Annotated in this window: 1 pseudogene; it reads left to right on the forward strand. The window is 61.5% G+C overall.

Annotation, left to right across the window (positions count from 1 at the left end):
* Positions 1-92 precede the first annotated feature (92 nt).
* Positions 93-234: pseudogene (locus tag FNJ47_RS49025) on the forward strand (DUF736 domain-containing protein); the annotation flags it as partial.

The raw sequence follows: 234 nt of genomic DNA on the forward strand, positions 1-234 counted from the left end.
CACAAGAGGTTGGAACGACTCGGCGAACAAAGAGAAACAACCTGCCGCAAAGGGCGGTGTCGTCATGAGAGAACAATCGAGAACGACTGACCGTGCCAAGCCACGAGGTGGGCCGGGCCGAGATCGGGGCCGGCTGGTCCAAGCGCTCCAACGAGGGTCGCGACTATCTGAGCCTCAAGCTCGACGATCCGAGCTTCACCGCTCCGATCTTCGCCAACCTCTTCGCCGACGAGG

The organism is Bradyrhizobium uaiense (assembly GCF_010811875.1).
GTDB lineage: Bacteria > Pseudomonadota > Alphaproteobacteria > Rhizobiales > Xanthobacteraceae > Bradyrhizobium > Bradyrhizobium uaiense.